Annotated in this window: 27 protein-coding genes; 8 read left to right on the top strand and 19 right to left on the bottom strand. The window is 43.9% G+C overall.

Translation table 11 applies throughout. The features are described from left to right. Positions 1 to 59: 59 nt before the first annotated feature. Positions 60 to 1,250, bottom strand: coding sequence for an MFS transporter (locus tag EIZ39_RS16510; RefSeq protein WP_129201124.1), 1,191 nt, complete (start codon positions 1,248 to 1,250; stop codon positions 60 to 62). A 79-nt stretch (positions 1,251 to 1,329) separates the two neighbouring features. Further along, complete coding sequence (gene cyoE, locus EIZ39_RS16505; protein WP_129201123.1) at positions 1,330 to 2,259, bottom strand: heme o synthase; 930 nt, start codon at positions 2,257 to 2,259, stop codon at positions 1,330 to 1,332. Positions 2,260 to 2,754: 495 nt separating this feature from the next. Between cyoE and proB the strand changes: the two genes are divergently transcribed. The 6 genes from proB to EIZ39_RS16475 all read left to right on the top strand — a co-directional run bounded on the left by proB (position 2,755) and on the right by EIZ39_RS16475 (position 7,719). After that, positions 2,755 to 3,894 carry a glutamate 5-kinase gene (gene proB, locus EIZ39_RS16500; protein WP_129201121.1) on the top strand — a complete coding sequence of 380 codons (1,140 nt, stop codon included), beginning with the start codon at positions 2,755 to 2,757 and terminating at the stop codon, positions 3,892 to 3,894. After that, complete coding sequence (locus tag EIZ39_RS16495) at positions 3,891 to 5,138, top strand: glutamate-5-semialdehyde dehydrogenase (protein ID WP_129201120.1); 1,248 nt, start codon at positions 3,891 to 3,893, stop codon at positions 5,136 to 5,138. Before proB ends, EIZ39_RS16495 begins: the two co-directional genes overlap by 4 nt. 13 nt (positions 5,139 to 5,151) lie before the next feature. Then, complete coding sequence (proC, locus tag EIZ39_RS16490; protein ID WP_129201118.1) at positions 5,152 to 5,991, top strand: pyrroline-5-carboxylate reductase; 840 nt, start codon at positions 5,152 to 5,154, stop codon at positions 5,989 to 5,991. Between the two features lie 118 nt (positions 5,992 to 6,109). After that, positions 6,110 to 6,931, top strand: coding sequence for an AAA family ATPase (locus EIZ39_RS16485; RefSeq protein WP_129201116.1), 822 nt, complete (start codon positions 6,110 to 6,112; stop codon positions 6,929 to 6,931). Between the two features lie 113 nt (positions 6,932 to 7,044). Then, positions 7,045 to 7,356, top strand: a complete 312-nt coding sequence (locus tag EIZ39_RS16480; RefSeq protein WP_129201114.1) for a hypothetical protein — start codon at positions 7,045 to 7,047, stop codon at positions 7,354 to 7,356. Between the two features lie 21 nt (positions 7,357 to 7,377). After that, a complete protein-coding gene (locus EIZ39_RS16475) occupies positions 7,378 to 7,719 on the top strand; it encodes a spore coat protein (protein WP_129201112.1) in 342 nt (113 codons plus the stop codon). A gap of 48 nt (positions 7,720 to 7,767) precedes the next feature. Here the strand turns inward: EIZ39_RS16475 and EIZ39_RS16470 are convergent, their stop codons facing one another. Beyond that, positions 7,768 to 8,058 carry a DUF2573 family protein gene (locus EIZ39_RS16470; protein ID WP_129201110.1) on the bottom strand — a complete coding sequence of 97 codons (291 nt, stop codon included), beginning with the start codon at positions 8,056 to 8,058 and terminating at the stop codon, positions 7,768 to 7,770. Between the two features lie 152 nt (positions 8,059 to 8,210). Between EIZ39_RS16470 and EIZ39_RS16465 the strand changes: the two genes are divergently transcribed. Beyond that, complete coding sequence (locus EIZ39_RS16465) at positions 8,211 to 8,516, top strand: YfhH family protein (protein WP_129201109.1); 306 nt, start codon at positions 8,211 to 8,213, stop codon at positions 8,514 to 8,516. Between the two features lie 51 nt (positions 8,517 to 8,567). Here the strand turns inward: EIZ39_RS16465 and EIZ39_RS16460 are convergent, their stop codons facing one another. The 8 genes from EIZ39_RS16460 to EIZ39_RS16435 all read right to left on the bottom strand — a co-directional run bounded on the left by EIZ39_RS16460 (position 8,568) and on the right by EIZ39_RS16435 (position 15,011). Continuing rightward, positions 8,568 to 8,762, bottom strand: a complete 195-nt coding sequence (locus EIZ39_RS16460) for a hypothetical protein (protein WP_129201107.1) — start codon at positions 8,760 to 8,762, stop codon at positions 8,568 to 8,570. Positions 8,763 to 8,909: 147 nt separating this feature from the next. Beyond that, entirely contained in the window at positions 8,910 to 9,854 is a 945-nt protein-coding gene (locus EIZ39_RS16455; RefSeq protein ID WP_129201105.1) for a 4-hydroxy-3-methylbut-2-enyl diphosphate reductase, read from the bottom strand. A 122-nt stretch (positions 9,855 to 9,976) separates the two neighbouring features. Next, entirely contained in the window at positions 9,977 to 10,129 is a 153-nt protein-coding gene (locus EIZ39_RS26725; RefSeq protein ID WP_164985139.1) for a hypothetical protein, read from the bottom strand. 118 nt (positions 10,130 to 10,247) lie between these two features. Beyond that, entirely contained in the window at positions 10,248 to 10,415 is a 168-nt protein-coding gene (locus EIZ39_RS26720) for a hypothetical protein (RefSeq protein ID WP_164985138.1), read from the bottom strand. A gap of 56 nt (positions 10,416 to 10,471) precedes the next feature. Further along, positions 10,472 to 11,122 (bottom strand): YigZ family protein, encoded by a 651-nt coding sequence (locus EIZ39_RS16450; RefSeq protein ID WP_129201104.1) that lies wholly within the window; start codon positions 11,120 to 11,122, stop codon positions 10,472 to 10,474. Positions 11,123 to 11,207: 85 nt separating this feature from the next. Then, positions 11,208 to 12,341 (bottom strand): alanine dehydrogenase, encoded by a 1,134-nt coding sequence (ald, locus tag EIZ39_RS16445; RefSeq protein ID WP_129201349.1) that lies wholly within the window; start codon positions 12,339 to 12,341, stop codon positions 11,208 to 11,210. Positions 12,342 to 12,506: 165 nt separating this feature from the next. Then, the gene (locus tag EIZ39_RS16440) at positions 12,507 to 13,736 is read right to left on the bottom strand and encodes a PucR family transcriptional regulator (RefSeq protein ID WP_129201102.1); all 1,230 of its coding nucleotides are present in this window, start codon (positions 13,734 to 13,736) and stop codon (positions 12,507 to 12,509) included. A 63-nt stretch (positions 13,737 to 13,799) separates the two neighbouring features. Continuing rightward, the gene (locus EIZ39_RS16435; RefSeq protein WP_129201100.1) at positions 13,800 to 15,011 is read right to left on the bottom strand and encodes an MFS transporter; all 1,212 of its coding nucleotides are present in this window, start codon (positions 15,009 to 15,011) and stop codon (positions 13,800 to 13,802) included. A gap of 113 nt (positions 15,012 to 15,124) precedes the next feature. On the opposite strand from EIZ39_RS16435, the gene EIZ39_RS16430 reads away from it, so the two are divergent. After that, a complete protein-coding gene (locus EIZ39_RS16430; protein ID WP_129201098.1) occupies positions 15,125 to 15,997 on the top strand; it encodes a LysR family transcriptional regulator in 873 nt (290 codons plus the stop codon). An 11-nt stretch (positions 15,998 to 16,008) separates the two neighbouring features. On the opposite strand, the gene pepF is transcribed toward EIZ39_RS16430, so the two are convergent. The 8 genes from pepF to EIZ39_RS16390 form a co-directional block, all read right to left on the bottom strand. Continuing rightward, positions 16,009 to 17,916 (bottom strand): oligoendopeptidase F, encoded by a 1,908-nt coding sequence (pepF, locus tag EIZ39_RS16425; RefSeq protein ID WP_164985137.1) that lies wholly within the window; start codon positions 17,914 to 17,916, stop codon positions 16,009 to 16,011. Positions 17,917 to 18,023: 107 nt separating this feature from the next. Beyond that, a complete protein-coding gene (locus EIZ39_RS16420; protein ID WP_129201094.1) occupies positions 18,024 to 18,656 on the bottom strand; it encodes an NUDIX hydrolase in 633 nt (210 codons plus the stop codon). 58 nt (positions 18,657 to 18,714) lie between these two features. Further along, complete coding sequence (locus EIZ39_RS16415) at positions 18,715 to 19,491, bottom strand: 3-oxoacyl-ACP reductase (RefSeq protein WP_129201093.1); 777 nt, start codon at positions 19,489 to 19,491, stop codon at positions 18,715 to 18,717. A gap of 1 nt (position 19,492) precedes the next feature. Continuing rightward, the gene (locus tag EIZ39_RS16410) at positions 19,493 to 20,539 is read right to left on the bottom strand and encodes an ABC transporter substrate-binding protein (RefSeq protein ID WP_129201091.1); all 1,047 of its coding nucleotides are present in this window, start codon (positions 20,537 to 20,539) and stop codon (positions 19,493 to 19,495) included. Next, the gene (locus EIZ39_RS16405) at positions 20,536 to 21,306 is read right to left on the bottom strand and encodes an ABC transporter permease (protein ID WP_240675841.1); all 771 of its coding nucleotides are present in this window, start codon (positions 21,304 to 21,306) and stop codon (positions 20,536 to 20,538) included. The genes EIZ39_RS16410 and EIZ39_RS16405 overlap by 4 nt, the downstream gene beginning before the upstream one ends. Next, entirely contained in the window at positions 21,303 to 22,076 is a 774-nt protein-coding gene (locus tag EIZ39_RS16400; protein WP_129201090.1) for an ABC transporter ATP-binding protein, read from the bottom strand. Before EIZ39_RS16400 ends, EIZ39_RS16405 begins: the two co-directional genes overlap by 4 nt. A 21-nt stretch (positions 22,077 to 22,097) precedes the next feature. Further along, complete coding sequence (locus tag EIZ39_RS16395; protein ID WP_129201088.1) at positions 22,098 to 23,549, bottom strand: acyl-CoA reductase; 1,452 nt, start codon at positions 23,547 to 23,549, stop codon at positions 22,098 to 22,100. Then, complete coding sequence (locus EIZ39_RS16390; protein ID WP_129201086.1) at positions 23,546 to 24,658, bottom strand: LuxE/PaaK family acyltransferase; 1,113 nt, start codon at positions 24,656 to 24,658, stop codon at positions 23,546 to 23,548. The genes EIZ39_RS16395 and EIZ39_RS16390 overlap by 4 nt, the downstream gene beginning before the upstream one ends. Positions 24,659 to 24,691 lie beyond the last annotated feature (33 nt).

The following is a 24,691-nucleotide window of genomic DNA, read 5'->3' as shown; positions in this document are numbered from 1 at the left end:
TTTCGTGCGGCAAGACTATAAAAATCATACCCTACCCTTCTAACTTCGGTCAATATGGATCAACTGACGCTTTCTGGCTGTTGTTGTTCCGCTTGATAGGAGTGTTTGGCCTTAAACCCTAATAAAAAGAATCCGGCAAACACAAACCCTAAAAAGAAAAATAGGCTGTTCGGATGAATGTATTGAATCCCCATGCCAGACATTGCTGGTCCGATAATACTTCCTATACTAAATAACATAGCTGCCAGAACATTGGCGCTTGGAAGCATATGCTTGGGAAGAAGATCAGCTAAATAAGCTAAACCCAATGAGAAGAAGGACCCTATCGAACAACCCGTTACAGCGAAAATAAACAGAATAAGGCCTACCTTATCACCCGCTAAAGGAATAGAAGTGAATCCAACGGCTCCAATAGCACCTGCTATCATAAGTACCTTCTTTCTCCCCACTCGGTCGCTCCATATCCCTAGCGGCAATTGAGTCAAGAGGGCACCTCCAGCAAATGAAAATAATAGAACAGAAACCCATCCTTCAGAGATTCCAGTACGCAAGGCATAGACCGGGAAGCTACCATTCATCACTGCCTCCATATACCCATATAAGAAGGCAGGGATTAACGCATACCACCCCAAGGAAATAGCACGACGATAAGACACCTTTTCTTCTTTAGCAACCTGCTCTGGGAACTCATTCGTAACCCGAAGGACAAGAACGAAGGCGAGGATATAAAATAATGCAACGAGAAGAAACGGCAACCATACATTGATAGGTAGAAGATTCACCCCAAAGGGACCAACGCTAAACCCAGCTCCATAAGCGAATCCATATAACGAGATATTTCTCCCTCTTCGCGCCTCTGCGCTAGTGGACGTAATCCAGAGTTGAGAAGCATAGTGCAATGCACTATCCCCTGCCCCGATTAGGAAACGCAAGACAAACCACCAGATCAAGTTATGCCATAAGGGAATCAATAGGGACGATATCAATACGACAATAATACCGAACAGGATCATTGGCTTATAACCAAAGCGACGCAAAGGCTTCTCCACGAAGAAGGACGCGACAAACATTCCAATATAAAGTGCTGCGGCATTCCAACCATTCAGAATGGAGGAATGGCCTGCTTTTTCAATCATAATCGAGAGCAACGGTAACGTAAGGCCTTGGCTAAGTCCGGCTACCGCTACTGCTAAAATTAAAATATAGAAGCGATACAATTCACCCTGTGGATCTTTAAAGCTCCTTCTCATAATTTAGCGAAATCTCCCTTTTCTATAATAGAGAAACCCCGCTAAGCCAGCGAGGTTTCATAATGACTTCTATATATGATTATAACGCATTAAGCATCATAACAACACACAAGACAATAAGATAAACAAGAGAATAAGCGAACATCTGACGTGCCCACTTCATCACGTCTTGAGCAAAGAAGCCTGCTATAGCAAGAGCCAACCATCCTAATCCTAAAACAGCAGCCGTAACGAAATAGATCTTACCTACAACACCTACGGTATAAAGGAATAAGGAAACCGGTACTAAAGCACCTGTCCACAATAAGATCTGTCTCTTAGTCTCTAAAAATCCCTTCACAACGGGAAGCATCTGATATCCTGCTGCGCGGTAATCCTCAGATTTCATAATAGCGAGGGCAAGGAAATGAGGGATCTGCCAGATGAATAAAAATCCAAAGAGAACCCATGCACCTTGTTCAAGATTCCCCGTAACAGCAGCCCATCCAATAAGTGGAGGCATCGCCCCAGAGATAGCTCCCACTACCGTATTAAGGTCTGTCGTTCTTTTCATCCATGCTGTATATACTACTACATAAATAAAAGCGCCGATTAAACCTAAGAGAGCAGCTAGAGAATTGGCCCAGATTCCAAGCATCGTGGTTCCAATGAGAATCAATGACATTCCATAAATCAAGGCAAATTGCGCGGACATACGACCTGAAGCAATAATCCGATCCTTCGTCCGTTCCATCTTAAGGTCTAAGTCCCGATCAAGATAGTTGTTCAAGACACAGGACCCGCCCATGACTAGAGAGCTTCCAACTACGGTAATAAGGAAAAGCAGAAAGCTAAAAGTATCGGACCAAGCAGATGCTAACCAAAATCCTGTCACAATGACAATAAGATTAGATTTCACAATACCAGGCTTAGTTACCTCAATGTAATCTCTCCAAGTGAGTGGCAATGACACGCTGTTTTGTACCTCATCAGTGGTTGTCGATCGATTATAAGTTGCGGGCGTATCCATTCTTTTGACCCCTTTCAAAAAAACCTGTTTATTCCACAAAAAAAACGAGCAATAATCTCGTAATAACTATAGTTATAGTTGTAACATATCAATTGTATTTGGCTGATCCTCCTATGTCAAGAAGCAGGGAGGAATTCCCGAGATCCTTTTATAGTATTAAAATTTCGATTTTGACTTGACTATTTTTCCTACCCTCATGCATAATTATGAAATATATTCGATATGACCTTGCAATGAAGGGGAGCCAGAAAGTGACATGCGAAACAGAGAACGACGGCCTAGGCTGCAAGCCGTTGTCGTGATGCCTTTTTGTACCCGCCCCAGAGCTTTCCAGGGAAACAACCTGGACAGGGATGTCCCCTGTTATCAACGTATAAGTGGGCAATTTATGCCAATATAAGGTGGTACCGCGGAAGATAACCCTTTCGTCCTTTTTTATAGGGATGGAAGGGTTTATTTTATGTTTATTGATGATAAAGGAAGTGAACGAAAGAGATGACTAAACTTCTTGAAAAGAAAAGATATAGAATTGCCGTAAAAATCGGCAGCAGCTCCCTAACCGAAGAGGAAGGCGGCTTATCGTTAGGCAAGCTTGAGGACCATGTAAGCTCACTCGCTTACCTCAAAGAATTAGGACATGAGGTCGTCCTGATCTCCTCTGGTGCGGTTGCAGCCGGGTTTACTTTGCTCGGATTCCACAGTAGACCGACATCCATCGAGATGAAGCAAGCGTCTGCTGCCGTAGGTCAGGGACAGCTCATCCAAACTTATACTCAGGCTTTTTCCCGATATCAGATCCCGGTGGCGCAGATCCTCCTCACTCGAAGGGACTTCTCCACACGCAAGCAATTTATAAATGCACATAATACGTTGTCCGCTCTCCTGCAGAGAGGAGCAATACCAGTTATTAACGAAAATGATACCGTGGCCATCGAAGAATTGACCTTTGGCGATAACGATATGTTGTCTGCTCTGGTTGCAGGAGCTCTACATGCTGATTTACTCATCATCTTAACCGACACAGACGGACTTTACGATTCGAACCCTCGAGTCAATCCCAATGCTGAGAAAATAGATTACATCGAAAAAATTACTCCTGCCATAGAAGAAATGGCTACAGGTGCCGGGTCTAAGGTGGGTACGGGCGGAATGAGGTCCAAAATCATTGCGGCTAAAACTGCCCTTTCCTTCGGTGTTAAAGTCTTTGTCGGGCAAGGAACGGGCAAGGAAAAATTATATGATATCATTACGGGGAACGGTAGAGGAACCTATTTCGGCTCCTCTACCCTCTCAACCATGAAGAATAAAAAACAGTGGATCGCTTTTCACGCGGATGTAAAAGGCAGTCTGATTGTAGATCAAGGAGCCAAGATGGCCCTGCAGGAACAGGGCAAGAGTCTTCTTCCCTCAGGCATTACTGCTGTAGAAGGTGTGTTTGATAAAGGCGATGTAGTAGAAGTGGTCACTTCTTCCGGAGAGCGCATTGGTAAAGGATTAGTGAATTATTCGTCAACTCTAATAGAGCTAGTAAAAGGAAATTCATCAGAATACGCGATGTCCCAAACCGGGGGATCAAAGCCTGAAGTCATTCATCGAGATGAATGGGTATCTTATGATTGGAGGGAATTAACATGACCGAATTATTAACCAAAGGCCAAGCGGCTAAAGCAGCAGCGAAAAAATTAAGTATGGCTACAACCGAACAAAAGAATCGAGCTCTTGCAGCTATTGCTGACCAACTCTTGACTCATAGTCCATTACTTATCCAAGAAAATGAGAAGGACCTGCACAAGGCTCGGGAAAATAACACCCCTAACGCCATTATTGATCGCATCGCCCTAACGGAAAAACGAATTCAAGACATGGCAGAAGGATTACGACAAGTGATGGAACTTCCTGATCCTGTAGGAGAAACGATTGAAACCTTTACCAGGCCAAACGGACTCGTCGTCGAAAAAGTTCGAGTACCACTAGGTGTGGCTGGGATTATCTATGAAGCACGTCCTAATGTGACGGTCGATGCGGCGGCTCTCTGTCTAAAGACTGGGAATGCGGCCTACTTAAGAGGAAGCTCCTCCGCCCTTCATTCCAATAAAGCGATCATCCAATTGATCCAGGATGCTCTAGAAGAGTCTGGACTTCCTAGGGAAGCTGTGCAATTACTTGAGGATACATCTTATGAAACCTCCGATCAGATGCTTCGTTTAAATCAATACGTAGATGTATTGATCCCACGCGGCGGCGCAGGTTTGATCTCCCATGTTGTTCAGAATGCTACCGTACCTGTACTTGAAACGGGTGTTGGCAACTGTCATGTATATATAGATGAAAGTGCTCAGGTGGATATGGCACTAGATATTATCGTTAATGCGAAAACGCATAGACCTGCGGTATGTAATACCGTTGAAACTCTACTTGTGAATCAAGAGTGGGCAGCCACTCATCTACCAAAGGTTGTAGAAGCTCTCCAGAGCAAAGGTGTAGAGCTTCGAGCATGCGAAAAGACCTTAGCTCTTTCTCCTGCATTGAAGGCAGCTGAAGAAACCGACTGGGGGACAGAATATCTTGACCTCATTCTTGCGGTGAAAACAGTGGATCATCTAGGCGAGGCGATTGAGCATATTGAAAAGTATGGCAGCGGCCACTCTGAATGTATTGTTACAGAAAAAGCTGACCATGCTGAACGTTTCCTTCGAGAAATCGATGCGGCAGCCGTTTACCATAATGCATCCACTCGCTTTACCGATGGATTCGAGTTTGGTTTCGGAGCTGAGATTGGCATTAGTACACAAAAATTACATGCCCGTGGACCTATGGGATTAAAAGAATTGACATCCTATAAATATCTATTGCGTGGGCAAGGTCAAATTCGAAATTAACAGGAGGTCCAATATGTTATCAGAGAAAAAAGTCTGCTTTCTAGGTGCAGGTGCCATGGCAGAAGCTGTACTCGCCGGTATGCTCAACAAGCGGATTATTAAACCAGGAGCTGTCAGCATTACAAACCGTAGTGATCGATTTCGCTTAGATGAGTTGGTTTATAATTTTGGAGTCGTTGCAGATGCTAATCAAAAGGACAGCTCCATCCAGGACGCGGATATTCTCATCTTGGCCATGAAGCCAAAAGACGTTGCCTCCGCCTTAGAGGAAATTAAACATTTAACAAATCCTAATCAACTAGTCATCTCGGTTGTAGCCGGTATCACGACAACCTTCATCACTTCCTTGTTGGGTCATCAAGCTCCGGTAATACGGACGATGCCTAACACATCGGCAACGATCGGCTTGTCAGCGACAGGTGTTTGCCAAGGTGAAACCGCGACCGAAGAACATTTGGAACTAGCTAAGCATATTTTCGAATCCATCGGAATGGTTGCCGTTGTAGAAGAACATCAACTAGACGCTGTTACAGGTCTATCTGGAAGTGGTCCTGCTTATATCTATTATCTGGTCGAATCCTTACAATCTGGTGCCGTTCAAGCCGGTTTAGATGAGCAGGTCGCGCGTGAATTGATTCTACAAACCTTAATTGGAGCGGCTCATATGTTGAAGGAAACAGGAGAGGATCCTGCCGTCCTAAGGGAAAAAGTGACCTCACCGAATGGTACGACCCAGGCTGGACTCGATAAACTTCGTTCGTTCCAGTTTGAAGAAGCCCTCGTTTCCTGTGTCCTTAGAGCGACTGAACGTTCAAAAGAACTTGGGGCCATCTTAAGTGAAACAAAATCATAAACACTAGAGAAAAGTCTTGCTTAACCATAAAGCAAGACTTTTTCTTCCCATTTTAAACTCTAGTCCCCACTTTTTGGTATACTGGGGTCAAGACATATGCAAAAAGGAGAAATATGCTGTGGAGATTTATGCCTTATATGGTCCGAGCGGAACAGGAAAGAGCACGAGTGCTCTAGCTCTTGCTCATAAATATAATATCAATGCCATTATCGATGATGGGTTGCTCATTTATCAAGGAAAGAAAGTCGCTGGACAATCGGCTAAATATGAAAAAACAACGGTCCAGGCTGTAAAGCGGGCGATCTTCTTCTGGGAAGAGCATGCTGATGCCGTAAAAGAAGCTATAAATCATTATCCCATTGAGCGCCTACTCGTCTTAGGGACATCACGAAAGATGATCCATCGTATACAGGGAGCTTTAGCCCTCCCAGAGATCCACCATTATATCAATATTGAAGAAATTCGTTCCTCCGCAGAGATCAAGGCTGCTTTGTTTGATCGTGGGACTCAGGGGCGGCACGTCATCCCTATCCCTCGGATTCAGGTGGAACAAGACTTTATTCATCGCTTAATTGCCAAGGTGGACAAGATCTTTTCTCCTAAAAAGGAAGAGATCGGGGAAACCACTATCGTCCATCCACAATTCCAGACAGGAAAAATCCATGTCTCAGAATTAGCCATGAAAAAAATAGCGATTCAGTCCTGTGAGCATTTACCTTTTATTGAATCTTTTAGAAAAGTGAAAGTTGACATCACGAACACTCCTGTTGTAGAGGTAGATGCCTCATTCATTATTCACTTAGGCCAAAACGTTAACGATCTGGCTAATACTATCCAACAGCATATCTATGATGCCTTCCTTGAATTCATGGATTTAGAAGTTGAACAAATTCGTATCGTCGTCTCACACATCCAAATTGAATCACCAGCCCACGCTTAAATCCCAAAATCTAATCAGTCTATAAGTCAATTACTGAGGGAAAAACAAAAAGGGAGCAGGTAAGACTGCTCGATTCTTGGATTCTCTAGGAGGGTAACCGGATGCAAACAACGATGCAGCCGCAACAACAGCAACAGCAGCCAATGATGATGACTCCCCCTCAAGTAGTAACGACGAAAGACTTACTTTATCTAAAAGATGCGATGTCTTGGCTGTTGGATGCAATGAAGAAATGCTCCCATTTCTCGGCTCAGGTACAAGATCCGCAACTTAAGCAAGAAATAGACACCATCGGTCAGATGCATCAGCGTCACTACAACTTATTGTTAAAGCATTGTCAAAATAACAACACCCAGCAGATGATGGGGGTTCCACAACAACAGCAGCAAGGACAGCAACAGCAGCAAAACCAAATGTTCCAATAACGAGTACAGGAGGGTTCCTTGATGCAGCAACAGCAAAATACAATAAAAAACCCTAAGCCAGCTAACGAGCCAAAGGTAAAAGGACCTCAGATGAATGACAGGGACTTTCTGAACGATATCTTAGCTACTGAGAAATACTTGACGGACAGTATTAATGTAGCCGTTCGGGAAGCCAGTCATGATTCCTTGCATCAGGATTACATGATGATTCTCACGGAAACCCATATGGCTCAGCGCCATGCCTTTAACCTCATGTTCCAAAGAGGAGCATATAAGCTTGAAGCAGAAGAACAACAAAAGCTAGACCAAGCTTATAGGCAATTCAGTAATTACAGCACCCAGTTTCCTTATCCTTTACAATAAAGAAAAAAGGGGCTGATCTTTTCGAATAGAAAAGACAGCTCCTTCTTCTTACTCATTCTTATTAAAAACGGATTGATGCTCACGTATTTGTTTTTTATTTTCCTCATTTAGACGTTGAATCTCTTCAAAGATCTCACGTATCTTACGCTTAGCTTCTTGATGCTCTTCCTCAGACGTCCAATGTTTAACCAGCGGAGGCATTACTTTCAGCATATGGCTATATATAGACCATACTTTGATCATTTCCACCCGTTCTTCTGTCGCTTCCCCCGTTAGCAGTTCTGTAAATTTATATAACAATCCATCTAATTCAGGGATTAGTTTATTGTCCTGTGTCATCTGTCTCACTCCCTTCGTTTCCATCCATTAACCATCTAGACATAGTATTTACATTAATTACATTCTTTCAATTTCCTACCCGATTGTCAATCTATTATTGTGCAGACGAGCAAATTGTTTATAATGGAAAAAAAGGAAAGTAGGGACTACTCATGGAGAAACGATATAGTGAAATGACAACAGAAGAACTTAACCATGAATTATTAAAGCTTAAAGAAGCCTCGATGAAAAAACACCAAGCTGGTTTTTTCTCAGAAGCGGCTGTTCTAGAACAAAAATTTTACATGGCAAAGTCTTATCTCATGAATCCAGCCGACTTCATTCCAGGACAGACGTATCATGTAACTGGTTATGACGGAAAGTTTACCATTACATACCTAAACGGCATGATGGCCTGGGGGAAATTCGACCCTTCTCAAGAAGAGATCGCCTTCCCCATTGCCCGCTTAACCAATTAAAAACACACAAGGCTGGAAACCCTTCAATGGTATCCAGCCTTGTGTGTTTTATTAAACGGCCATACTTCTTGAACTATACTCACGAATTCGTCCCTTTTCTAACTGTCTTTGGAAGGCATCCTTATCTATTACGAACCCTAATGTTGAATCTAAGTACTTACAGGCATAGTAATGTGGATCAACATCACTGATAATAAAAGCTTCACTCTCATAAGACCATCTATACTGTCTTCCCCACTGTTTCATAACAATCATCTCCCCATCAATTTTCTCTTAACTGTATTATAACAACAGATATATAAAACAGCAAGCCTTTTTCTAAAATTATTATATAACACATTATATGACAAAAAACTCTGTCAAGACATTCTCGACAGAGTTCAAGCTTGTATTTTATGCTTTTTCCTTCACCGTAGGAAGGATCTTAGCCATATTAACTGTACGTCTCGTTTCCCAAGTAGATGGATCTGACTCTTCATATTGTTCTAGGTAGTGGATGACTTCTCGTGTTATCGGCGTTGGCGTAGAGGCTCCTGCCGTAACCGCAACTTTCCTTTTTCCTTTTAGCCACTCCTGCTTAATTTCTGTGACATCTCCAATTCGGTAGCTCTCAGTCCCTGCGATCTCCTCAGAAACTTGAGCTAGGCGATTGGAGTTATTGCTCTTGGGGTCTCCTACAACCAGCAACAGATCGGCTTCCTTCGCCTGTTCTGCTACAGCCTCTTGGCGCACCTGAGTTGCTAAGCAGATCTCATTATGAATTTCTGCTTGTGGAAATTTAGCAATGCACTTATTCATAATGTGCTTAATATCCCACTGACTCATGGTCGTCTGATTAGTGACGATAAGCTTATCGTTCTCTAGGTTAAGCTTATCCACATCCTCCGGCTTCTCAATTAAATGCACACGGTCTGGTGAATTTCCTATGGCGCCTTCCGGTTCCGGGTGACCTTTCTTTCCGATATAGATAATATCGTATCCATCGGCTACTTTCTCTTTGATTAAATCATGGGTCTTCGTTACATCAGGGCAAGTAGCGTCCACTACTGTTAACCCTTTTTCTCTTGCTCTTTTCTTTACTTCAGGAGAGACTCCGTGAGCTGTGAAGATCACCGTCCCTTTCTCAATCTGTTCCAACATATCTAAACGATCGGGTCCTTCGATGGTAATGACCCCTTCTCTTTCAAAGGCCTCCACAACATGGCTATTATGAACAATCATCCCGAGAATATAAATTGGACGGGGAAAATCAAAATTTTTCGCTGTTTGCAAAGCCAATACCATGGCATCTACGACTCCGTAACAATAGCCACGAGGACTGATCTTTATGACTTCCATTCTTTTTTTCCTCCCCTTAAACACATGGTTAGTATCATTATAACTTATCTTTTGCCACCAAGCACAAGATAACTTGTTAAAGAAAAAACCGCCCCTACTTAAAGCAGGAGCGGCTACCTGAACTAGATCACTAATGCTAGGACCGTACAGAACAAAAAGAAGACAAAAGAAAAAGCGGAAAAAGCAAAGCCAAAGACGTTTCCGGTTTTCTTATTTTGCAAGATACCGTAGCCTGAAAGCAGCCCGGTCGCTAGAAGAATTAATACCATAACCATTTGTCGATCACTCTCCATTTGCTTTCTATGTAAATCTGTCCCACTAAAACATACATATCTATTGTAAATACTTTATACACAAGAGTAAACTCTTTTTTCTCGTTGCCATAATTTTGCCTTATTCAGAATGGATAACGCCAAAATGTTTTTGGTGTCTGCAGTTTGGACAGTAGATCTCTTCCGCTGCCTCTGTCTGGAAATCTTGGAATTTCTCCTTCGCTTCGAGCAATGGATCCCCACAACCTGCACATTGACTCCTGTTTTTGGGGTGTTTCTTTTCACTCATGCTCATCATCCCTCCGAATCATCGTTTCCCATTAGTCTGTTCCGGAGAAGAAGAAGCTATGTATCTGATACCTCTTTATCAAACTCAATGTACCTCGATTCACCTTGAGAAATCTTGACTTGTCCGCTTGTCAAATCGGTCATCCATTCGATAAGCGGGGCCTCTTGTCCTGTTTCTACTAAGACAGAAACGGTAACCATATCGAGATATCCAATGTGATCAATAATATATTGTGGCTTCGCTCGAAGTTCATTCTCAATTTTTCCGAGGAAAGTGTAGTCTAATTCAAATTGGTACAGATCATGGAGTACTCGCTCCACGATCGTTCCTGCTTTCAGTGCTTCCGAAGCACCCTTTCCATAAGCTCGAATTAACCCGCCTGCCCCTAATTTAATACCTCCAAAATAACGGGTCACCACAACCGCGGTATCCTTCACGTGATTCTTCTTCAGGACCTCTAAAATGGGTTTACCTGCCGTCCCGCTAGGCTCTCCATCGTCGTCAGCCTTCTGGATCTGATCATGCTCCCCAATTATATAAGCTGAGCAATTGTGCGTCGCATCCCAATGCTTCTTCTTCAGGGAAGCGATAAAGGCTTGAGCTTGCTCTTCTGTTTCTACACGTTCTACATATCCTATAAATCTGGAGCGATTAATTTCAATCTCCGTTACACCGCTGCCTTTTATGGTGAAATAACGCTTCAACAAGGTCGACCCACTCCTTACTGTACTCAGTAGGAATTATAACACAGAAGAGACCGAAGGTTACAACCCCCTCGGTCTCGTTTTATGATTATACGCCTACGTTTTGTCCGGTTAAAACCGTTTCAACAGCTACTGGAGTGTAACCATGAGCTTCAGCTACAGCCTTATAGGTTACCTTTCCATCTACAACGTTAATTCCCTTAGCAAGAGCTTTATTATCAAGCGCTGCTTGCTTCCATCCCTTATTTGCAATTTGTACACCATAAGGAACGGTTACGTTTGTAAGAGCGATTGTAGATGTACGTGCTACGGCACCAGGCATATTAGCTACAGCATAGTGAAGTACTCCATGCTTTACATACGTTGGATTATCGTGAGTGGTGATACGATCAATCGTTTCAATAGATCCACCTTGGTCGATCGCTACGTCAACAATCACAGAACCTGGTTGCATCGTCTTCACCATTTCCTCTGTTACAAGGCGAGGTGCACGCGCGCCAGGGATCAGAACAGCACCGACAACGAGGTCAGCCTTCTTCACCGCTTCTGCGATATTGTAGCTGTTAGACATTAACGTTTTCAGACGACCTTGGAACATATCATCTAATTGACGAAGACGGTCAGCACTGATATCAAGCAAGGTTACACTTGCCCCTAATCCTAGAGCCATTTTCGCTGCGTTCGTTCCTACAATACCACCACCAACGATAACCACTTCACCAGGTGCTACTCCCGGTACTCCTCCAAGAAGAACCCCTTTACCGCCTTTAGACTTTTCAAGGAACTGGGCTCCGATTTGAATGGACATTCTTCCCGCTACTTCACTCATAGGAGTGAGCAATGGAAGGGATCCGTTATCTGCTTGGATGGTTTCATAAGCAATAGCAATCACTTTCTTTTCTACCAATGCCTTAGTCAACTCTGGTTCTGGAGCTAAGTGCAAGTAGGTGTAAAGAATAAGCCCTTCACGGAAGTACGTATATTCTTCAGGAAGTGGTTCTTTAACCTTAACCACCATCTCAGCAGACCAAACAACACTTGCCGAATCTACGATCTTCGCACCTGCCGCTGTGTAGTCCTCGTCCGTAAATCCACTGCCCATTCCGGCATTGGTTTCTACCCAAACATCATGTCCATTATTTTTGAAAGCGGTTACACCTGCTGGTGTTAAACCGACGCGATTCTCGTTGTTTTTTATCTCTTTTGGTACTCCAATAATCATTCCTGATTCAGCTCCTTCAATGGAATTCCTGGCACTATTTATCATTTACTATTTCATTATAAGGTATAGATATTTTCTTCACCTTATGTAAAACTCAAAAAAACTATAAAGTGCCTTGTGGAAATCCACAAATGAAAAAAGCACCTAAGTTTTAGGTGCTAGAATTTAGGAATTTGTAAATTTCATCATCTTCAAATCAAGGTACATCGAAATTCTTTGGTTTGGATCATCTAAATCCAAACCAGCAACCTCCGATATGCGCTTAAGCCGATAAGCAAGCGTATTGGGGTGAATATGAAGTTGCCCAGCTGTCAAATTGATTCTTCCAGCAAAGTCGAGGTAAACTTCAAGTGTCTCAAGTAGATTGCTTTGGTTTTCTAGGTCATACTTCATGAGTCGTTCTAATCGGTAGTTGCTATAGCCCTCTGATTCACTTTTTTCCACGAAGGTTGGCAATAAACGATAAATCCCTAGATCCGCATAGCCTAGAATGCCCCTCGTTTCTTCGGGTAAATTCTTTTTCATGCGAAGCACGGATAGGGCTTGGTGATAGCTCGTTCGTGCTTGGGAGAAAGAATCATACGCCTGGCCGAAGGTTCCCTGAATGGGGAAATCTCCAAATCGTTCTTGTAGGCGATCGTTGACCTCTTCTACGAAGGTATTGCATCGAGTGTGGAACTCTACCTTCTTGCCTCCTCCCCCTCCCATTACAATTAACCTTTTTTGGTCTGTAACCGCCAGCGGAAATTGGGTCAGGGAGAAAGAGTCCTTGAGGTTGGCCAGAAGGTAAGTCAGCTCTTTTTGCACAGATTCATAATCAGACGAGTCCGCCTCAAAGGTAAATATAGAAAAAGGTTTAGGCAAGCGAATTCCAATATCCTCAGCCTTCGTTTGGATCTCGTGATGAGATATGATGTTGCCAAGCAAGATTTCCCAGAAAAATTCTTTCCCTTTCTCTTCTTGAAGTCGTCGCTTGGTTTGCCTTTGATGGAGTCTTGGCATGGCTGCTCGAGCGGCCTGACGAAGATAGATCATCTCCTCATCGCCCAGCCATTCGTTAATTTCCTGCACCCAAATATACCCCAATACACTTTGTCCTTTACGGATAGAGATCGCAACTCTGTTGCCAAGCCCTACTTCATTCTTCGCCTGGATCCGAATAGGATCATCACAGCCCATTAACTCTTGGATTACGCCATCCTGCCACAGCCGATTAAGGACCGTCTCAGGTACTCTTCTGCCCATAATGGTCTCCATACGCGCTTGATCATTGCAATGTCCATGTTTACTATAGGCGAGCAATCGATGATTCATATCTTCTATAGTAATCGGGTTATTCACACGTTGGCTGATGAGATCCGCTAGTTCGTCTAAATCTACAATATGATCAAACAAAGGTTTACCCCCGGAAAATAAGTGTTAATCAAAGTTTACAAAAAATTAGCGGGAAACACCATATTATTTCGGACAACTCACGAATCGACTGGCCTCCTGAACTCTTTCCGCTCGGTTAAGCCACAAGGAACAACCGAAGGTCACGCATAACACAAGGAGGGATCCTCCTACGACACCCGGCCAATGCCAGGCTTCCCAGAACACTCCCAAAAAGCTGCTCCCCAAGCTTCCCCCTAGATAATAAGAAACTAAATAAAGACTCGAAGCGCTAGCCCGCGCAAACTCAGCATGGGAATTGACCCAGCTTGCCGAAGCGGAATGAGCGAAGAAAAATCCAAAACATTGAATAAGCAACCCAATGAAAATGACAACTAGCGAATGATGGAGAGTAAAAATGATCCCTAAGGCAAACAATCCAATTCCCACTAATAAACAGACGGTCTTGCCCCACTGCTGAGCCATCTTTCCTGATAGGGTAGAACTAACGGTTCCCGCCAAATAAGTAACGAACAACAGCCCCAGTAAGGTTGGTGAAAGACGATAGGGTGCTGCACTTAACAGGAAGGTAATATAGTTAAAGCTGCCTAGGAAGACAAAAAAGTTTAATCCACCTACTAAAAAAGCCACCGATAAGACAGGGTTTCGAAGATGTCTTGTCAAGCCTCCTAGTGCCTGCCTCACATCAAAAGGAACCTTCTTAAACTGTTTCGAGGCCGGCAGCATCCAGACGAACAAGAAGAAAAAGCTGAGACCAAGTAGTCCGATCACCCAAAAAGATGCTTCCCATCCCCACAGGTCTGCGGCGGCTCCACTAATCAATCTACCGGATAATCCGCCTAGGCTGTTTGCACTAATGTATAAACCAATAGCTAAACTCAGCGCTGCTGGAGAAAATTCCTCCGCCATATAAGCCATGGCCAAGGATGGAAGTCCAGCCAGGAAGGCTCCTTGGATGGCCCGCAACACAAGAATAGATTCAAAACTTGTCATGAAGGGGATGGCCAAAGTGACTACAATCGCCCCGAGCATCGTCCAGACCATGATCACTTTCCTGCCGAGAGAATCCGATATAGGACCATAAAATAACAAGGCTATACTGATAAATAAAGTAACGATAGATAATGAATAACTCGCTTGGGATGCGCTCACCCCGAATTGCTCTGTAAATAAAGGCAGCAGGGGCTGTGTCAAGTAAACCATCGCAAACACTAAAAATGAACCTAAACTTAATGCCAAGGTTGCTCTCCAATAATCCTTTGTTCCTTGTTCAATCATATGAACAACTTCCTTTTCTCTTTATTTGTAAAGAAATCATAACACCGTTATAATGATAAAAAAAATATATAGTTTTTATTAATACCATAACTAATAGGAATGGAGACTGCCCTATGGAGTTCCGTCAGCTTGAGTATTTTGTAGAAGTTGCCCTATGCCAGAACTTCACTCGTGCCGCTGAACATCTTCTCGTTGCTCAGCCCGCCATCAGTAAAGCTATTCAAAAATTAGAACAAGACCTCCAAATCACGTTATTTGACCGATCTTCTAAACATATCGTCCTCACTCCAGAGGGAGAGGTATTCTTAGAGCACGCTCGGGCCATTCTTAGTCGGGTAGAGGAAGCAAGAACGGAATTGAACGAAATGCGAGGGTTAGAAAAAGGAGAAGTCCGCATTGGGCTTCCTTCTATGGTAGGGAGTTATTATTTCCCAGCCATCATCAAAGATTTCAAACGGAAATTCAAATCTTTGCAAATTAGCGTAGTAGAAGAGGGAACACTGCAAGTTCAAAAACTCATTGAGAAGGGCGAGGTAGATCTAGGAATTATTGTCGTCGATCATCCTCCGGATCATTTAGAGTATATTCCCTTATTCCATGAAGAGCTTGTCGTTTGTGTCCCGTTAGATCATCCCTTCGTCTTCAAAGACCACATTACCTATCATGACTTGGTAAAAGAGCCTCTCATCCTGTTCAAGGAAGGGTATTTTCAGCGTCAGTTGATTCTAGAGACGAGTAAACAAACGGGCATTACTCCGAACGTAAGCTTCTCAGCGAACCAGCTCTCCCTTATTAAATCTTTCGTTAGCGAAGGTTTAGGCGTTACCTTATTCCTCCGCATGATTGCGGCAACAGATCCCAAGCTCGTGCCCATCTCCTTAGATCCGCCGGTTTACCTTTCCCTTGCTGTGGCTTGGAATAAGAACCGTTACTTATCGATAGCATCCCAAGCCTTTTTGGACTTCCTGAAAAACAGAAAAGAGTAGGGTAAAGGCCCCTACTCCTTCAATAGTCTTTCCATTTCATCTAAAGTATCTATAAACCCTTTCAACGCTGTTTCAATCACTTCCGGAGAAGTCATATCCACACCCGCTTCTTTTAGCACCTCAATCGGATCCTTGGAGTTTCCAGCTGACAAGAACTTCTCGATATAGCGCTCAACGGCCGGCTCCCCTTCATCCCACATCTGTTGGGCAAAGGCATTGGCCGCAGCAAAACCTGTTGCATACTGATAGACGTAGTAATTTCGGTAGAAATGAGGAATTCTCGCCCACCCAAGGGAGGCTCCAAGATCAATCTCCAGACTATCGCCAAAATATTTTTTCATCAGAGAACCATACAGCTCAATAAGAATCTCAGAGGTGAGGGCTTCTCCCTTTTCGGATTTCTCATGGATCGCCTTCTCAAACTCGGCAAACATCGTTTGAAGGAACAAGGTTCCACTATAATCTTCTAAGCGCTGATTGAGAATAGCAATCTTCTCTTCTTTCGTCTTCGCTTTCTGATACATCTCTCTAAACAGTAAGGCTTCGTTCGTCGTAGAAGCTACCTCTGCCGTGAAGATGGGATAACTTGCATTCAGATAGCTTTGAGTTCGATTGGAGAAGTGAGAATGGGCCGCATGTCCTAATTCATGAGCGAGGGTATAGATGTCGTCCATCTCTCCCTGGTAATTCATGAGAATATAGGGGTGGGAGTCATAACCTCCCCATTGAAAAGCGCCTGAACGCTTACCTGGGGTGTAATAAACATCGATCCAGCGGTCTTTAAAACTTCGGTCAAGAAGACGGGCATAATCCTGACCAAGGACCTGGAGGCCCGATTTAATTCGCTCCTGAGCCTTCGCATAAGGGATGTAACTTCTCTCCCGATCCTCGCCAAATTTCACGTATAAATCGTACAGATACATTTTATCAAGATTGGCGGCTTCTTTTTTTAATTCAATATAGCGATGCAGGCTCGGCAATTGTTTACCCACGGTCGCAATCAAATTATCGTACACAGAAACCGGGATCTGATTTCCTTCCATACTTGCGTCTCGCGTACTAGGGTACTGCCGAACTTCAGAATAAAAGATATTCTTTTTTACCTCAGACTGCAAGATTTGGGCAAACGTATCTCTAAACTGATTGATGGTTTTATAGTACGCTTCATAGGCTCTCTTTCGCACCTCCCGATCCGGGCTCTTCATGAAGGCAGCATAATTGGCCGGGGTAAGCGTAATTTCATTGCCGCTCTGATCCTTTATAGAAGGAAATGTAAGATCTTTCGTCAGCATCCCAAAAATGCTTTCTGGAGCATCGGCTAACACACCACTCTTCGCCAATACTTGTTCCAGCTCCTTTGGCAAGGTATGCTCTTTGACTCTCACTTGCAATTCGATCCACCTTTTATATTCCTTCATACTGGGATCTGATAAATACTCCATTAGCTTCTTTTCCGGGATATTAATTAACTCTGGGATAAAAAACGAAATTTTTTCACTCATCTTGATCGCAACATCATCTGCTCGAGAGGACAACGCCTGATAGACCGAGTCACTTTTGTTCGTATGAAAGGATAACTTCGCGTAAGTATACGTCTTCTCGAAGCTGCGGCTTAATTGAACATATTTTTCCATCGCTTTTCTTAGGTTCTTCAGAGAATTTCCTAGACGACCATTATACTTACTCAGTTCATCGCTTAGTTCCTCAACTTCCCGAAGGTCCTTCTCCCAAGCCTCCACACTAACGTACAAATCCTCAAGGTTCCATTTGTATTGGGCAGGAACTTCCTTCCTCGTCTTATACTGCGGAATCTTTGCTTCTCCCTCGACTTCCTGGGCTAGTCCATTCGCCACACTGGCAAATACAATAACAAAGGCCAACAGAAGGATAAAGATAGGCTGTCTTGATCCTTTTCCCACAAAGTTTACCCCTTTCTTATAAAGGCACAATTTCTTTTAGTATGTTTGATTTGGAAAAAAATATGCTCAAAAAAAAGACCTGATCGTTTAAGATCAAGTCCATTATTTTAAGCGCCATCCAAGTTTTCTTCACGTTTCATTCGCTCGACAAAGTCATGCAGAATACGAGCCGTCATCCCCCATATCACCTTGTCTTCATACCGGTAGAAATATTCTGCGATCTTCGCCTTTCTCCACTTATAGGATTTACCATTAGGAATCAACTCAAAAGGAAAGTCCTCTGGCGGTTTCATTTCTAACGGAATGTAATAAAGCTCTGGCTCATAATTCATCAGAAACTTAAGCGGTACGGTAAACACTTCGGCAACCTCTTCCGGATCGGGATAAAGGTGAATATCGTCCTTTAATTGGCAAAGGTAAGGATAAAGAATGGTATGTGTAGTGACGAAAATGTCCAGTGGTGCGATTAAATCAATCTCATCTGCACCGATTCCTAATTCTTCACATGTTTCTCTTATCGCTGCAGACTCTTCGGAGAGATCATCAGGTTCTAGTCTGCCTCCTGGAAAACAAATCTCTCCTGGTTGCCGACGCAGCTGATGGCCACGAACTTGAAACAACACAGAGAGTCCATCTTTATTCTGGATTAAGGGAACCATTACGGCTGCTTTAGCCACACTTTCATGGCCCAAGATGTGTGGTGTTCGATTGCGATAAATGGCTTTAATCTCTTCAATCATGGCTTTTGTGGTCCCCTTCCCTATTGGTATTTCTTTCTATTCTACCACGATTGCTCCCTTATTTCATGGTAAATCCACCATCAACAATGAGGCATTGACCGGTTACAAACCTCGACCACTCACTCGCAAAGAACAAAACACTGCCCGTTATATCTTCCGGTCGAGCAATTTTACGGAGTGGCGTTTCGGCTATGATTTGATCCTTGATCTCTTCCTTCGTCGTCCGACTGGCATCTGTGGGATAAACAATTCCAGGGGCAATACAATTGACTGTAATTCCGAACGGACCGAGGTCACCTGCTAAATTTTGCGAGTAGGTTAACAGGGCTCCTTTTGCCGTCGTATAGTCGTGATAAGGAACAATCGGACGATACACGAGATTCGTAACCATATTAATGATGCGCCCATACCCGTTTGATTTCATGATCGGGATGGCATGCTTGCAGACATGAAAGGAGCCTTTAAGGGAGCCGTCTAATTGCCTCTGATAATCCTCCCACTCGACTTCCCAGGCCATTTTTCGCTGATCAGGGTCGAACCGATAATGATGAAGAGCATTATTCACCACAATATCAAGAGCCGTGAATTCCTCATGAACGGCTTCTATCATATTCTTAACATCGGTTTCGATGGTGACATCTCCTCTTATGGTCATGGTTTCTGTCCCATATTTCTGCCTTAGTCGGTCGGCAAGCTGTGTTGCCCGCTCTTCATTCCTTACGTAATTGATGATGACGATAGCCCCTTGCTGGGCAAATGCCTCAGCTATCGCTGCCCCAATTCCTCGACTAGATCCGGTGATGAGTACCACTTTACCTTTTAGATTCATCTCCATGTTACTTTAATTGCTCCACCCACTCGTTCGTGAGCATATTTTCAATATGAACTGGACCTTTTAAGAGCCCCATGTTCACATAGGTCTCTTCCACTTCCTTTAGGATATCAGCATTAAGCCAACCCAAGCCTTTTTCTTTCATTTCCTCATTCATGGAGACCGCATTACGGATCTTGATAATCTCTAGATTACGGGCTTCATCCTTTCCATCAATAGCCGCTTGTACGGCAACTTTCGCTGCTTCTTCCGGATGCTCCATCGTATATTTCACACTATCACGATAAACCTGCAGAAACTTAATCAGCATCTCTTTCTTTTCATTAAATGTTTTCTCCGTTACGACAAACACATCAGAAGGCGTGTTCAGCACTTCCTTTACTTCCATAACATTCACATCGCCTAAACCTTTTTGCTTGGCGTCATAAAGTCCTGTATCCGTTGCCGCTGTTGCATCCACCTGTTTGTTCATCAAAGGTCCGAAGTTTAAAACACCTGCTTCAATAATCGTCACATCATTCTCCGTCATTCCAGCTGACGAGAGCAGTACTTTTAAGTTTTGGTAGGTTCCGCTGCTTAAGCTGTAGACACCAACATTCTTTCCTTTGAGATCCTCGATGCTCGCAATGTTACTTTCCTTAAGAGAGACAAGATTAAACACATTTTCAGGGTAAATATTGTAAATGATCTTGAGCTTTTCACCCTTTTCCGCAGCCAATAACACGGCTTCTACATTGGCAAAAGCAATATCCGCATTTCCTGCAACAATGTTTTTTACGGCATCACCGCCGCCCGCACCCGGAATGTATTCAAACTCTAGTCCTGCTTCCTCAAACCAGCCCTTTTCCTCTGCGAGGTATAAGTTACTCTGCTCAGCAATCGGCTTACTCCAAGAGGCCATGCGTACTTTCTCACGTTCTTGTACGGCTGCTGATTGCTCTACCTTCGCTTCTGTTTGTGCAGGCTGTGAAACGGGTGTAGAGCTCGCACATCCTGTTAATCCAATAGCAGTAATCAATGTAAGGATGGATAGCGATAAAGACTTTCTCACGTTTTCGTCCTCCGAGTATAATAATATTTTTTAAAAAACAAGATCTCTACGATAGCGACCATCTGATAAAGGGCAATTCCCATAAAGGTTAATAGAATAAAAACAGAAAACATCAACGGCGTATCCATCATCCCCTGGGAAACAATGATCAACGCCCCTAAACCTTTATTAGCTCCAATAAATTCACTAACGACAGCTCCTACGACACTAAGTACGATCGCGACACGCAAGCCTGAAAATAAGTAAGGAATAGCAGTAGGAAGTCTGAGCTTAACGAGTATACTCCACTTCGAAGCACGCATGGAACGAAATAAGGCCACCTTATCCTGGTCAACGTAGGTCAGTCCGGTCACCGTACTTTCAAACAAGGGGAAAAAGCTGACCAAAGCGACGATTAATATTTTCGGGAGGTAGCCAAAGCCGAACCAAAGAGCAAGCAAGGGTGCCAAGGCTAGCTTGGGCATGGCTTGGGAGGCGATAATGTACGGGTGAAGCACCTCTTCCACCGCCTTAGAATTTGACACGAGAAAACCGAGCCCAATACCCATGAAGGCTCCAAGCGCGAAGCCCCCAAACACCTCAATTGAAGTAGCCGCGATATGAGGATAGAAATAACCGTTTGAGAAGTTTTCTATGAGATTTTTCCCAATGACTAGAGGAGTAGGTAAAATAAGTTCCGGTATTTGCAAGAATCGGACAAGCCCTTCCCATGCGAATAGGACGATAAGAAACAAGAGAAGCGAATACATCATTGGCTTTCTGATCATGGTGTTCTTGCACTCCCTATGTTTTCGATATCATCGTGTAGGATCTTGGTTAAATCTAAGAATTCCTTCTCAAATTTCAGTTCTTTTCTTCTGGGTTTAGGAAAGGGCACCACGTACTCCTTGAGCACACCCGCTGGGGTTCCACCCATAAAAAAGATGCGATCAGACAGGTAGACCGCCTCTTGAATATCATGGGTAATGAATACGACAGTAGGATGAAACTGATGAGATAGCTTCGCTAATTCCTGCTGCATTTGCCATTTCGTTAAGGCATCTAAGGCAGCAAAGGGCTCATCCATCAAGAGAACTTTCGGTTCGGTCATGAGGGCTCGAGCAAGAGACACTCGAGACATCATGCCTCCAGACAACTCATGAGGAAATTTGAGCTCATTTCCGGCCAACCCTACGAGTTTCAAGATCTCTTTCGCTTTCTTGCCATCTTCCTCTGTCACCCTTCGCTTCAATTCAATAGGAAGGAGAACATTTTCCAAGACATTCTTCCACTCAAGAAGGATAGGCCTCTGAAAAACATAAGTCGTCTTTTCCTTAGGCTCTATTACCTTTTCTCCTCCCACGAGCACCTCACCAGAGGTTGGGGAGAGCAGCCCTGCCATTAACTGAAGAAGACTGGTTTTTCCACAGCCGCTTCGTCCGATCATACTCACGAACTCCCCCTGATTCAATTCTAGATTGATCTGATCCAATACAGGAGGACTCTCCTTAGAAAAGGTAAGCGAAATATTCCTCAATTCTACTTGTACAGTCTTCAATAGATCCAAGCCTCCCTTCCCCTAATCTCGGTTAGGATCATAGCGATCCATTTGCTCTTCGGCAGAGGACTCTATATCACACCAACGGACGAGATCCCCTAAGTTCAAACGCCCGTCATGGTGCCAGCCCGACTTAGGTTGAGGCATTTCTCCCAAGGCACATATGCGGTTAACCCCGCATTGGCCTAGAAGCTCGATCCATTTACGAAACTTCAGGGGAGGACAAGCAATTCCTACCGTTTGAAGATAGGCCTTGAGTGCGGTTACTTTCTTAATCCCTTCCTCTAGATCTTGAATTGGAATGACGGAAACAAAACGATTTAATGGAGAGAGGGAAAAGTCCGCCTTCTCCCGGTAGATCACCGTCCAGGAAGAATCCTCTCGACTCGCTAAACATTCTGTCCCTTCATCCTGGAATGATTGGAACTCCGCTTGTGAGCGTGCTTGGATTAACGCTTGTTGCTCCTCGGTCGAAAGAGCGGCTCTTGGCATCTTATGTTCGAAGGCTGCCATTTCCTGAGCAAGTAATCTTGAAAAGTCTCTAGGAGAGATCTTCCCGCCTTTTTCCACAAAGAAAACATGAGGAGACAGACATCCCTGCTGATCAAACCAAGAAGCATCTCTTGCGGCTAACCGTGCCGTTATGGAGGCTAAGGAGACCTCTAAACATTCACGAGCAATCACCCCAAAGCTGACTTTGTGCCCGTGAGGGATAAAACGGACATGTGATGGGATCCTACGAGCAATCTCTCTGGTCGACCTTTCACTTCCATAGGCAATCACGAGCTCAGAATGGCCGAAAGCCGTTTCTTCAAGCTCCTGGTGACCGCCTTTCCACCATACGATGGCGATCGCGCGAGCCAGCTTTGGGTTGATCTCTTCTATCGTCTTAACAAATAGAACAGGAAAAAGCGGTTCAGACGATGACACTTTTCCCAATGTGGCCGATTTCACAAGAAGACCAGAAGCTAGACTCCAAAGTGGTAATCCCGGTACATTTCCCGAGAAGATATGCGTGGCAAGCTCAGGCCCATAGGCCCGGACAAGACCCCCTGCCATTCTTGGACGGAACTCATCGAGAACAAGCGGATTCGTAAAGTCCTCATCCACGATTCGCTGCAATTTTTCCTTGCGGAAATTTCGCAAATATTGCGTGAGAAATAAACGAATCATCTCGCCATCATACCCTGTGATGATGGGCAAACACTCCTGAGCGATTTGTCTCCGCTCATAACTTGGATCGAGCCAGCGTTGTACCGCTTGATCTAATACATCGATCACGTCTTGAACACGGAGATGTCTTACATAGTCTTGATATTGTTTCTTAAGGATCCTTGTGATTTCCTCTAACTGAGCTGCGGTTAAATCAGGAACACGTAATTCGATCTTCCCTGTTTTTCCTTCAAAAGTTAAAGATCGATATTCGAGCTGGTCTCGAATTTCTTCTGGCACATGAAAGCAATCTAGTATCATGCCTTACTCTCACTTTTTGAGGCCACAAACTGTTCAACAGCTAACGAGCAGCCTTTTGCTTCAGCACCCGCCGCACGACCGAGCAATAGAAAACTCCCGTCTTCCATCGAAACCCCTACATCTTCGGTCATAATAGCAAGAACAGAGTTAAGATTAGCCAAGTCATAATGAATAATAATCCCTTTTTCTCCGCTGGCCTTTCGCTCCATGGTAGCCGGGTCTACCATGACGGTCCGCACCCAATGAGGAGCTTTCTTGTACGAGCTGACTGTTGGGTTTTGAAGAATATGATCACGGTAATGAGCGTCATAAAACTGGGAGCTTAATTCGCTCATGCCGTACATGTTAATGCAACCATAAGGTGGTACGCCAAAAAGGTCGCATAATTGCCCTCTTAATTCCTCTGGATCCATTTCTCTGGATCGCCCTTTCGCTCCCCCTGTGTCCATGATTCGACTTCCTTTTGGAAGTTGAAATCCCATTCCTTTAGCGCGGCATTCATCAAGATAGTGAATGAATGAAAAAGTAGCTCCAATCACGAGAATCGGATCGCCTTCTACTTCTGCTTTTCTCAAGAAGCTCGTCAATTTTTCCGTTTCCATCCCTTGTTCGGAGAACATGTACTCGCTGCCTTCTAATCCAAAAGACTCCAGTCCTAAATGAAGATAGTGAGCAAGTGATGAGTTAGGAAGTTCTTGCTCGGTTGGGAATAGGATCGCCATTCTGATCTTATCTACATCGGGTAGAATATAATTTTTGAACTGTTTCTTCATGGATAAGTCCCAAATCTCAAGATCCTGATGATAATTTTTTCCTTTTTTCTCCGGGTTGGTCGTACCACTCGTCATAAAGACAGCTTGAGCCTCTTCAGGAGGACAGCAGGATAGAGCGGCTTCTTTAAAAGCTCCGATCGGTACTGCTGGGATCTGCCAATAATAAGTCACAGTCGAAGGGGAGACTCTTCGTTTCCTGCAATACTTTCGAAAGGGGGCATTGTTTTCGTATTGATAGGCAAACAAGGTAAGAGCCCATTGGTTGAATTCTTCTTCCGTCGCTGAGTCGCTAAGAATAAATTCACGGGCTTGGTGCTTCAACGTTTCATACTTCATTTTCTTCCCTCCTTACATAAGAGAAGCCGCTTC

The sequence above is a fragment of the Ammoniphilus sp. CFH 90114 genome, from assembly GCF_004123195.1.
GTDB lineage: Bacteria > Bacillota > Bacilli > Aneurinibacillales > RAOX-1 > YIM-78166.
This window is presented reverse-complemented; position numbering and strand designations above follow the sequence as displayed.

What these genes read in the sequence shown, in the direction of transcription:
- EIZ39_RS16495 (WP_129201120.1), top strand. Translation starts at nt 3,891, where the DNA reads ATGACCGAATTATTAACCAAAGGCCAAGCGGCTAAAGCAGCAGCGAAA.
- ald (WP_129201349.1), bottom strand. Translation starts at nt 12,341, where the DNA reads ATGATTATTGGAGTACCAAAAGAGATAAAAAACAACGAGAATCGCGTC.
- EIZ39_RS16475 (WP_129201112.1), top strand. Translation starts at nt 7,378, where the DNA reads ATGCAGCAACAGCAAAATACAATAAAAAACCCTAAGCCAGCTAACGAG.
- EIZ39_RS16455 (WP_129201105.1), bottom strand. Translation starts at nt 9,854, where the DNA reads ATGGAAGTCATAAAGATCAGTCCTCGTGGCTATTGTTACGGAGTCGTA.
- proC (WP_129201118.1), top strand. Translation starts at nt 5,152, where the DNA reads ATGTTATCAGAGAAAAAAGTCTGCTTTCTAGGTGCAGGTGCCATGGCA.
- EIZ39_RS16405 (WP_240675841.1), bottom strand. Translation starts at nt 21,306, where the DNA reads ATGATCAGAAAGCCAATGATGTATTCGCTTCTCTTGTTTCTTATCGTC.
- cyoE (WP_129201123.1), bottom strand. Translation starts at nt 2,259, where the DNA reads ATGGATACGCCCGCAACTTATAATCGATCGACAACCACTGATGAGGTA.
- EIZ39_RS16480 (WP_129201114.1), top strand. Translation starts at nt 7,045, where the DNA reads ATGCAGCCGCAACAACAGCAACAGCAGCCAATGATGATGACTCCCCCT.
- EIZ39_RS16470 (WP_129201110.1), bottom strand. Translation starts at nt 8,058, where the DNA reads ATGACACAGGACAATAAACTAATCCCTGAATTAGATGGATTGTTATAT.
- EIZ39_RS26725 (WP_164985139.1), bottom strand. Translation starts at nt 10,129, where the DNA reads ATGGTTATGGTATTAATTCTTCTAGCGACCGGGCTGCTTTCAGGCTAC.
- EIZ39_RS16395 (WP_129201088.1), bottom strand. Translation starts at nt 23,549, where the DNA reads ATGATACTAGATTGCTTTCATGTGCCAGAAGAAATTCGAGACCAGCTC.
- EIZ39_RS16415 (WP_129201093.1), bottom strand. Translation starts at nt 19,491, where the DNA reads ATGGAGATGAATCTAAAAGGTAAAGTGGTACTCATCACCGGATCTAGT.
- proB (WP_129201121.1), top strand. Translation starts at nt 2,755, where the DNA reads ATGACTAAACTTCTTGAAAAGAAAAGATATAGAATTGCCGTAAAAATC.
- EIZ39_RS16420 (WP_129201094.1), bottom strand. Translation starts at nt 18,656, where the DNA reads ATGATTGAAGAGATTAAAGCCATTTATCGCAATCGAACACCACACATC.
- EIZ39_RS16510 (WP_129201124.1), bottom strand. Translation starts at nt 1,250, where the DNA reads ATGAGAAGGAGCTTTAAAGATCCACAGGGTGAATTGTATCGCTTCTAT.
- EIZ39_RS26720 (WP_164985138.1), bottom strand. Translation starts at nt 10,415, where the DNA reads ATGAGTGAAAAGAAACACCCCAAAAACAGGAGTCAATGTGCAGGTTGT.
- EIZ39_RS16390 (WP_129201086.1), bottom strand. Translation starts at nt 24,658, where the DNA reads ATGAAGTATGAAACGTTGAAGCACCAAGCCCGTGAATTTATTCTTAGC.
- EIZ39_RS16435 (WP_129201100.1), bottom strand. Translation starts at nt 15,011, where the DNA reads ATGATTGAACAAGGAACAAAGGATTATTGGAGAGCAACCTTGGCATTA.
- EIZ39_RS16430 (WP_129201098.1), top strand. Translation starts at nt 15,125, where the DNA reads ATGGAGTTCCGTCAGCTTGAGTATTTTGTAGAAGTTGCCCTATGCCAG.
- EIZ39_RS16460 (WP_129201107.1), bottom strand. Translation starts at nt 8,762, where the DNA reads ATGAAACAGTGGGGAAGACAGTATAGATGGTCTTATGAGAGTGAAGCT.
- EIZ39_RS16465 (WP_129201109.1), top strand. Translation starts at nt 8,211, where the DNA reads ATGGAGAAACGATATAGTGAAATGACAACAGAAGAACTTAACCATGAA.